The organism is Pseudohalocynthiibacter sp. F2068 (assembly GCF_023015645.1).
Lineage (GTDB): Bacteria > Pseudomonadota > Alphaproteobacteria > Rhodobacterales > Rhodobacteraceae > Pseudohalocynthiibacter > Pseudohalocynthiibacter aestuariivivens.
In genome coordinates, this window is record NZ_JALKAK010000007.1 from 183,237 (window position 1) to 190,660 (window position 7,424).

8 protein-coding genes are annotated in these 7,424 nt (G+C 54.0%); 7 read left to right on the forward strand and 1 reads right to left on the reverse strand.

Annotation, left to right across the window (positions count from 1 at the left end; genetic code table 11):
- The first annotated feature begins 7 nt into the window (after positions 1-7).
- From MWU63_RS10510 to MWU63_RS10530, 5 genes are all read left to right on the forward strand, one after another.
- Positions 8-1,276: an ABC transporter substrate-binding protein gene (locus MWU63_RS10510; protein WP_247077812.1), complete on the forward strand. Its 1,269-nt coding sequence runs from the start codon at positions 8-10 to the stop codon at positions 1,274-1,276.
- Between the two features lie 65 nt (positions 1,277-1,341).
- Positions 1,342-2,235, forward strand: coding sequence for a sugar ABC transporter permease (locus MWU63_RS10515; RefSeq protein ID WP_247077814.1), 894 nt, complete (start codon positions 1,342-1,344; stop codon positions 2,233-2,235).
- Positions 2,232-3,041 carry a carbohydrate ABC transporter permease gene (locus MWU63_RS10520; protein ID WP_247077816.1) on the forward strand — a complete coding sequence of 270 codons (810 nt, stop codon included), beginning with the start codon at positions 2,232-2,234 and terminating at the stop codon, positions 3,039-3,041. Before MWU63_RS10515 ends, MWU63_RS10520 begins: the two co-directional genes overlap by 4 nt.
- On the forward strand, positions 3,038-3,829 hold the full coding sequence (locus MWU63_RS10525; protein WP_247077818.1) for a phosphodiesterase: 792 nt from the start codon (positions 3,038-3,040) through the stop codon (positions 3,827-3,829). Before MWU63_RS10520 ends, MWU63_RS10525 begins: the two co-directional genes overlap by 4 nt.
- Before the next feature lie 496 nt (positions 3,830-4,325).
- Positions 4,326-5,267 (forward strand): NAD(P)-dependent oxidoreductase, encoded by a 942-nt coding sequence (locus tag MWU63_RS10530; protein ID WP_247077819.1) that lies wholly within the window; start codon positions 4,326-4,328, stop codon positions 5,265-5,267.
- 328 nt (positions 5,268-5,595) lie between these two features.
- Here the strand turns inward: MWU63_RS10530 and MWU63_RS10535 are convergent, their stop codons facing one another.
- Entirely contained in the window at positions 5,596-6,405 is an 810-nt protein-coding gene (locus tag MWU63_RS10535; RefSeq protein ID WP_247077821.1) for an N-acetyltransferase, read from the reverse strand.
- 211 nt (positions 6,406-6,616) lie between these two features.
- On the opposite strand from MWU63_RS10535, the gene MWU63_RS10540 reads away from it, so the two are divergent.
- Together MWU63_RS10540 and MWU63_RS10545 are read left to right on the forward strand one after the other, a co-directional pair.
- Positions 6,617-6,910, forward strand: coding sequence for a DUF1330 domain-containing protein (locus tag MWU63_RS10540; RefSeq protein WP_247077823.1), 294 nt, complete (start codon positions 6,617-6,619; stop codon positions 6,908-6,910).
- Positions 6,911-7,242: 332 nt separating this feature from the next.
- The coding region (locus tag MWU63_RS10545; protein ID WP_247077825.1) for a hypothetical protein at positions 7,243-7,424 on the forward strand (182 nt) is incomplete at its 3' end.

Here is a 7,424-nt window from a genome sequence, read left to right on the forward strand (position 1 = left end):
GGAAAACATGAAACTATTTTCGACAACCGGACTGGGGCTTGCCACCGCGATGGCGGCTGGACTTGCTGCACAGGCGAGCGCTGAGACCGAACTGACGATGTATTACCCCATCGCTGTGGGCGGTTCATTGACTGAAGTGGTTGACGGTATTGTGGCCGAGTTCGAGGCCGAAAACCCCGACATCAGTGTCACCGCTATTTATTCAGGCAACTATGACGATACGCGGGTGCGTGCACTTTCGGCGCTTGCGTCCGGCGAGCCTGCGCAGCTGGCTGTAATGTTTTCAATCGACGCATACGACCTGATTGAACAGGATCTGATTGTACCGTTTGAAGAGATCGCAACAACAGATGCTGACAAGGCATGGCTGGACAGTTTTTACCCGGCGTTGATGGCAAATGGCCAGATTGAGGGTCAGACATGGGGCATTCCGTTCCAGCGGTCTACAATCGTTGCCTATTATAACAAAGACATGTTCCGCGCCGCAGGTCTTGACCCCGAAGCGCCGCCAAAAACTTGGGACGAAATGATCGAGATGGGCAAAGCGCTGACGGGCGATGGCACCTATGGTCTGATGATCCCATCCACAGGCTATCCTTACTGGATGTTCCAAGCGCTTGCGATCCAGAACGGCAAAGAAGTCATGTCCGGAGACGGTTTGACAACCTATTTCGATGATCCAACGGTCGTTGAGACGTTGGAATTCTGGCAGTCCTTGTCGGGCGAGCACGGCATCATGCCAACCGGCACTGTCGAATGGGGCACATTGCGCCAGGCATTCCTCGAAGGTCAAACTGCGATGATGTGGCACTCGACTGGTAACCTGACGGCTGTGAAAAACGGAGCTAGCTTTGACTTTGGAGTGGCCGAACTGCCTGCCAACGTTCGCCTTGGTTCGCCAACAGGGGGCGGTAACTTCTATCTCTTCAAAGATACAACCGATGAAGAAAAAGCCGCAGCGCTCAAGTTGATGCAGTTCATGACGTCGCCAGAGCAGGCAGCGGCATGGTCCATCGCCACTGGTTATATGGGCGTGTCACCTGCGGCTTATGAAACCGAGGCATTGCAGGCCTATACGGCAGAATTTCCGCCGGCACTTGTCGCGCGCAATCAGTTGGAAAACGCCGTTGCAGAGTTTTCGACTTTTGAAACGGCACGTGTCCGTGATGGTCTGAACAATGCGATCCAGTCTGCGCTGACGGGGGCCAAAGATCCCGCAGAAGCACTGGCCGATGCGCAGGCCGCTGCTGTGCGTCTGCTCAGTGATTACCAGTAAAACCTTCCGGATGGGCTGGTGTGTGAGAGCACCGGCCCGACCATCCCCTGAAAAGGAGACGCGCCATGTCAGCGCATGCCAATCTTGAACGCCGCAGACAGGCAATCTATGGCTGGTTGTTGCTTTCACCCGCAGCGGTGCTGCTGACGGTCTTTGCGTTCTACCCGTCGATTGCGACCCTATGGTCAAGTTTGTTTTCCCGCGACACCCGCCGCAACCCGACCGAGTTTGTCGGCACCGAAAACTATTCTGATCTGTTCGCCGACCCGACCTTTTGGCTTGTGGTCAAGAACAACCTTTTTTACGCGGGTATCACAATCCCCGTCTCTATCGGTATCGCCTTGTCGATGGCGCTTTGGGCCAACTCCAAGATCTCAGCACGCGGTTTTGTGCGCACCGCCTATTTCACCCCGACTGTGCTGCCGATGATCGCTGCGGCCAATCTATGGCTGTTCTTCTATACCCCCGGACTGGGTGTGCTGGATCAAATCGGCAGCCTGTTCGGCTTGCCGTCTGTGAACTGGCTGGGCCAGCCTGAAACTGCCCTATGGGCCATTATCATCGTGACGATATGGAAAGAGGCCGGTTTCTTTATGATCTTCTATCTCGCCGCCCTTCAGACGATCCCCGAGGATCTGAAAGAGGCGGCTGATATCGAAGGCACCAGCCGTTGGACATATACCCGCCGTATCGTGCTGCCGCTGCTGATGCCCACCACTTTGTTTATTGCAGTGAACGCGATGATCAATTCGGTCAAACTGATCGACCATCTCTTCATTCTAACCAAGGGCGGTCCATCGGATGCGTCGAAGTTGATCCTTTATTACATCTGGGAAATGGCCTTTGCCTTCTTTGACGCACCCCATGCGGCAGCAATGACAATCCTTGTGATTGCTGTACTGGGGATCGTGGCAGCGGTGCAGTTCTTATACCTTGATAAAAGGACACATTACCAATGAAGAGCCTCACCCGTTTCATGGACAGCTTCGGCGCGATCCTGTTGGCAATCATCTGGATTGCACCGCTGCTTTTCGCCTTTTGGGCCGCGACCCATTCGACATCCGATGCAGTCAACCTGAATCTGTTCTCCCCGTGGACGCTCGATAACTTCCGCGTCGCGTGGAATGGAGCCCCTTGGCTGCAGTATTTCATGAACACGTTCATATTGGTGACCGTCATCCTGATCGGTCAGTTCATCCTGACAACGCTGGCGGGATTTGCCTTTGCCCAGTTGAAGTTTCCGGGAAAGGATTTCGTGTTCATTCTGATTTTGATGCAGCTTTTCATTCTACCAGAAGTGTTGATTGTAGAAAACTATGCGATGGTTTCTCGCTTGGGTCTGTTCGATACGATCCTCGGTGTTGGCATGCCTTACATGGCCAGCGCCTTTGGTATCTTCCTGATGCGACAATCGTTTAAAGGTGTGCCCATTGAACTGCATGAGGCCGCGCGGATCGAAGGCTGTGGCCTGCTCGGTATCTTGTGGCGAGTCTATGTGCCCTTGGCCAAGCCGACCTATCTAGCCTATGCGCTGGTGTCGGTGTCGACCCATTGGAACAACTTCTTATGGCCGCTGATCGTCACAAACTCGCCTGAAACGCGACCATTGACCGTTGGCTTGTCGATCTTTGGCGCACCGGAAAACGGTGTGGATATCAGTGTGATTTCTGCTGCGACATTGATGTCGGTGGCACCTTTGCTAATCGCCTTCCTGATCTTCCAGCGCCAGTTCGTGCAAGCGTTCCTGCGTGCAGGGATCAAATGACAACGATCCTCCAGATCTCTGACACGCATATCGTGCCCGAGGGAGCACTCGTGTCGGAACGGTTAGAGACCTCTGGGGCGCTGTCGCGCTTGATCAGCCGGATCAACACGATCCAGGATCAGATCGGGTCGATTGATGTGGTGTTGGTCAGCGGTGATCTAAGCGATGATGGCAGCGTGCAGAGCTATGAAAGGTTCAAAGCGCTGTTGGCCCCGCTTGATCTGCCGATCCACGTCGTACCAGGCAACCACGATGCCCGCGAACCGATGCGGGGCGCGTTTGCTGATCATCTTCCCACTGATGGACCCTTGAACTGGATCGAACGGGTTGGCGATCTTGTTCTGATCGGCCTTGACACTTTGGTCGAAGGGTTTGGGCATGGAACCCTCTCACCGCAGACGTTGTCGTTTTTAGAAGATGCACTTTCCAAGGCAAAAGGGGCGCCTGTTCTTTTGGCGATGCACCACCCGCCCTTTCCCTCGGACATCGATTTCATGGACAAGATTGGGCTAACCAACAGCCACGCATTTCGCGATATTGTGTCCGACCATGCTGGCGCATTGCGGATCGTCTGCGGACACATCCATAGCATGATGGTGACCGATGTCGGCGGGCATATCGCAATCTCTGCGCCGTCGCCCTGCAGCACATTTGCCTATGATCGCCGCTCCGACGCACCCGTGGGGTTCATGACGCTAGAAGATGGGTGTCTGTTGCATCGATGGGACGCCGGCTTTCAATCCATCCGTATCGGACCGGTTGCTGGGCCCGGCCCATTCCCCTTCTGATCTTGCACTCTGACAGAAAGCTTGCCCGGTGAACGAACCGCACCTGATCCAATTCCTTCTTAACATTGCTGGGGCCGCGGCCCTGCTGTTTTAGGCCGTGCGGTTGGTCCGCACCGGGGTCGAGCGAGGATTTGCAGCACCTCTGCGGTTCTGGCTGCGCCCCTCGGCTATCCAATTCTGCTCAAGTCTGGAGATCTTTTAAAAAGCCGTCTCGCCTAGATATAGTCTTTGGCCTGCTGCAACCTGCGCATATGGGCCGTATGTGTGATCATCACAATGCTGCGCGCGCAGAAATGTCTGTTCACGACTCGGTAGGTTTGGGCTCGTAGCCGCCGTTCGCTGCAAAGTACGCCAATGACCGCTGTGCGGGACTTTGTTGCCGTTCAGATGTCCAATTTTTGTTACTAGCAAATCGCTTGATGAAACCGTTTTCGCAGGTACATTTCTCCCGGTGTGATAGAGTGCGCGGGCCACGTGACGGAAGAAAGCGAGAATAATGGAAGCATTAGAATTAGTTTGCCTCTGTGATGACTACGATTTGAAAGACATCTTTGGCTCTGCGTTTGAAGAACATCATCCATGGATACATTTGGTAAACCCGGACGAGGTGTCTGTCCCCTCAGCAATTCGCCATGCGTTTGCGTTCAACCCGGGACCAAATGCATTTCTACCATATCCCAATCTTCGTCTCATCTCCAGTGCCGGGGCAGGTATCGATGCACTAGTGCGGCACCTCGGCGTGGCCCCAGATGTTGCAATATCTAGGGTTAAGCTTGAAGAACAAGCTGAGATGATCGCCGCGTTTGCAATGTGGCATATCATTGGTTGGCAACGAAAGCTTCTGGACTATCCGGCACAACAGAAACGCAAAGAATGGAAACCTATAAACCGCACGACGCCTTCGAACTTTCCGGTTGGTATTTTAGGGTATGGTCACATGGGCGCGACGTTGGGCCGTAGGCTTTATGATCTGAATTATCCGGTTACTGCCTATGCTTCGAAAGCAAGAAACGACGACGGCATTAACATTGTAAGTGGAACTGAGGGTTTGTTGCAGATTGCCAACAATAGCCGCGCCGTTGTTAATCTCTTACCTCTGACAGATGCGACGACAGGTATTCTGTCATCGGAGTTTTTTTCCGTGATGCGGGACGACGCGATGGTCATCAATCTAGGCAGGGGTGGGCATCTAGTTGAAGCTGATCTCGTTTCCGCACTCGAGAAAGGGCATCCCGCTTCTGCTGCACTAGATACGTTTGCAACGGAACCTTTGCCCGAAGAACACCCGTTTTGGAGCTGCGACAAGATTTTGATCACACCGCACGTTGCGGGTGATGCCGAGCAGACCTCCGTTGCTCAGTTTGTTGCCAGAGGGATTGCTCAGTTTGAAAACGGCAAGCAACCAGACGGTATCGTCGACCGCAACCGAGGGTACTAGGGTCGCGTTTGGAACCGCAGAGGCCCCTGTTTGTCGTGCAGCGGTAAACTTACACAATTGTTTTGCCCCGATGATGTCCGCTAAGGGCTCAGAGCCGTCGTCCTAGGCGTTCTGTCAGACTTTGTGGCCCTGTGTGTCTGTGGTGCGGTGTCGTTTTTGCTGATACGGCATGCCAGCGCCGCGTGTGTTGGTGTGGGCCGCGTTAGCGGGGGCGGATCAACTGTTACGACGTGTCAGGGAGGTCCTGCGGATCGGGTCTGGATGTATGTCTGCTGCGCGGACAATCTACCATTGAGCTTTCAAACAAAAAGCGACGACAATTGAGGCCTCATTTGGTCATACGACCAGTCGCCAAGGCTCGTGGATCGGCGCATCCAATGATTGCAAATCCCCCCGGCGACAGCCCCATTCGGGCGCAAACGGCTTCCGACGGCGCGTTTCCCGGTTCAACTCCAGTCATGAAATCACGCAGTCCGAACCTAGCTTCCATTTCAAGTAAAGTATGAGCCCCAAGAATGAGCGCAAGCCGTTGACCGCGACGTGCCGGGTCGGTGGCGAGCATCCCCCACCATGCCTGTTTACCATACGTCGAGTGCTCGTCACGAGCAAATACTGATGATGCCGCGCATGAAACTATGTTAGAGTTCCGGTCGATCGCGAACAGACAAACGGCAGGCCTGTGAAGGCCGCGCAATACCTCACCACACAAAGGCAAAACACCACAATCCAAAGCCATCTCAGCCAACGACGCAAGTTGTTGATCAGGTGTCGATGCATCCATTCGGACCAACGTTAAGTCCTCAGGCAATGCAACAGTTTCTATCACCTTTCGCGCAGCAGCTAAGGTTGAGTTGGTGCCCTCCCACTTGGCATAGTGCATTGGGACAAGACCGTGCGCTTCCAAGTCGGAAATTACGGTAGCAGTCTGGCTTAGCGGCACTGCGGAATAGTTCGAATTTCCCTGTACGCTGGCCAAAGCGGCAAGCTGATCGATGTTCCCGTCGTCTGGACCTACCAACCCAACGGTGCGACCATAGTAGCTAAAGCGCGGGTCATTGCCGAGCAGTTCAGCCATTCCCCGGCCACGCCTTAGTACCGCGCGTTGATCATCATTTCCAAAGAATTCGTCTCTTGCCACGTCATGACCTTTCCCAACGAGTTTAGATCACTGTGTACAGCCTGCTATCGAACGTCAAAAAACGGCGAGCTGTTTCGTTTACTGAAGCTACGCGGCGAATAAATGGCGATCTATGCTCAAACCACTTGGACCGACCTCAGTCAGGAGGTTTAGCGACTTTCGTCGAACTTTCTTGTTACTATTTAGTACAAACCAATGCTTGGAGGGTAAAATGGCAGCATATGTGATTGGTCAGCTCGAGATATTTGATGAGGAGAGATACAAGTTATACCTCGCTGGGTTCATGCCGATCTTCCGGCGACATGGCGGGGAATTGCTTGCAACGACAAGCGGGACAACAACTGTGGTTGAGGGCGAATGGGGCTATCCGAGGACTGTCGTCATGAAATTCCCGAGCCGAACCCATGCTGAAGAATGGCTTGCCGACCCGGAATACCGTGAACTGGCCGAGCATCGGCACAGCTCTGCGAAGTGCAATCTCGCAGTCATCGACGGTGTCAGGTGACAGCGGTTGAATTCGCGAGTCGACTACGGGTACGGGCTTAAAGCAGAACTTCACCGCCCCTCACAATCACAGCGCTACTGGTTGTCAGAAATCAGCGGCGTTATCCGGGTACATGCACTCTGTGGTGCGATGTCGGCGTTTTAGGGATTTCCAGCGCCTCGTGTGTTGATTGTGGGGCCGCGTTAGCGGCTGTGAGGAATGTACTCAAACATCGTTACAGTGTGTCAGGGAGGCCCTGTGTATTGGGCTTGGACATATGTCTGCTGTGCGGGACTTTCCAGACCTAGGCCTCAATAGGCGCGACCCCCACTACGGCCCACAGGAGACATTCATTGGGTCGGTTTACGCCGCGATGCAGCTTTCGCATTCCGGCCATTCGTGCTCTGCGCAGCATTTGCGAAGAGCGAATGACGGCAGCGCCAGTGTGGTTTCAACTGATCGCCGCAACACATGCTTCAAATTTCTCTGCTGGCGTTTGGTATTGCAAGGTCTTTCGAGGTCGCTCGTTGAGTTG

Coding starts and splice junctions, on each gene's coding strand:
- MWU63_RS10525 (WP_247077818.1), top strand. CDS start 3,038: ATGACAACGATCCTCCAGATCTCTGACACGCATATCGTGCCCGAGGGA.
- MWU63_RS10530 (WP_247077819.1), top strand. CDS start 4,326: ATGGAAGCATTAGAATTAGTTTGCCTCTGTGATGACTACGATTTGAAA.
- MWU63_RS10515 (WP_247077814.1), top strand. CDS start 1,342: ATGTCAGCGCATGCCAATCTTGAACGCCGCAGACAGGCAATCTATGGC.
- MWU63_RS10540 (WP_247077823.1), top strand. CDS start 6,617: ATGGCAGCATATGTGATTGGTCAGCTCGAGATATTTGATGAGGAGAGA.
- MWU63_RS10520 (WP_247077816.1), top strand. CDS start 2,232: ATGAAGAGCCTCACCCGTTTCATGGACAGCTTCGGCGCGATCCTGTTG.
- MWU63_RS10510 (WP_247077812.1), top strand. CDS start 8: ATGAAACTATTTTCGACAACCGGACTGGGGCTTGCCACCGCGATGGCG.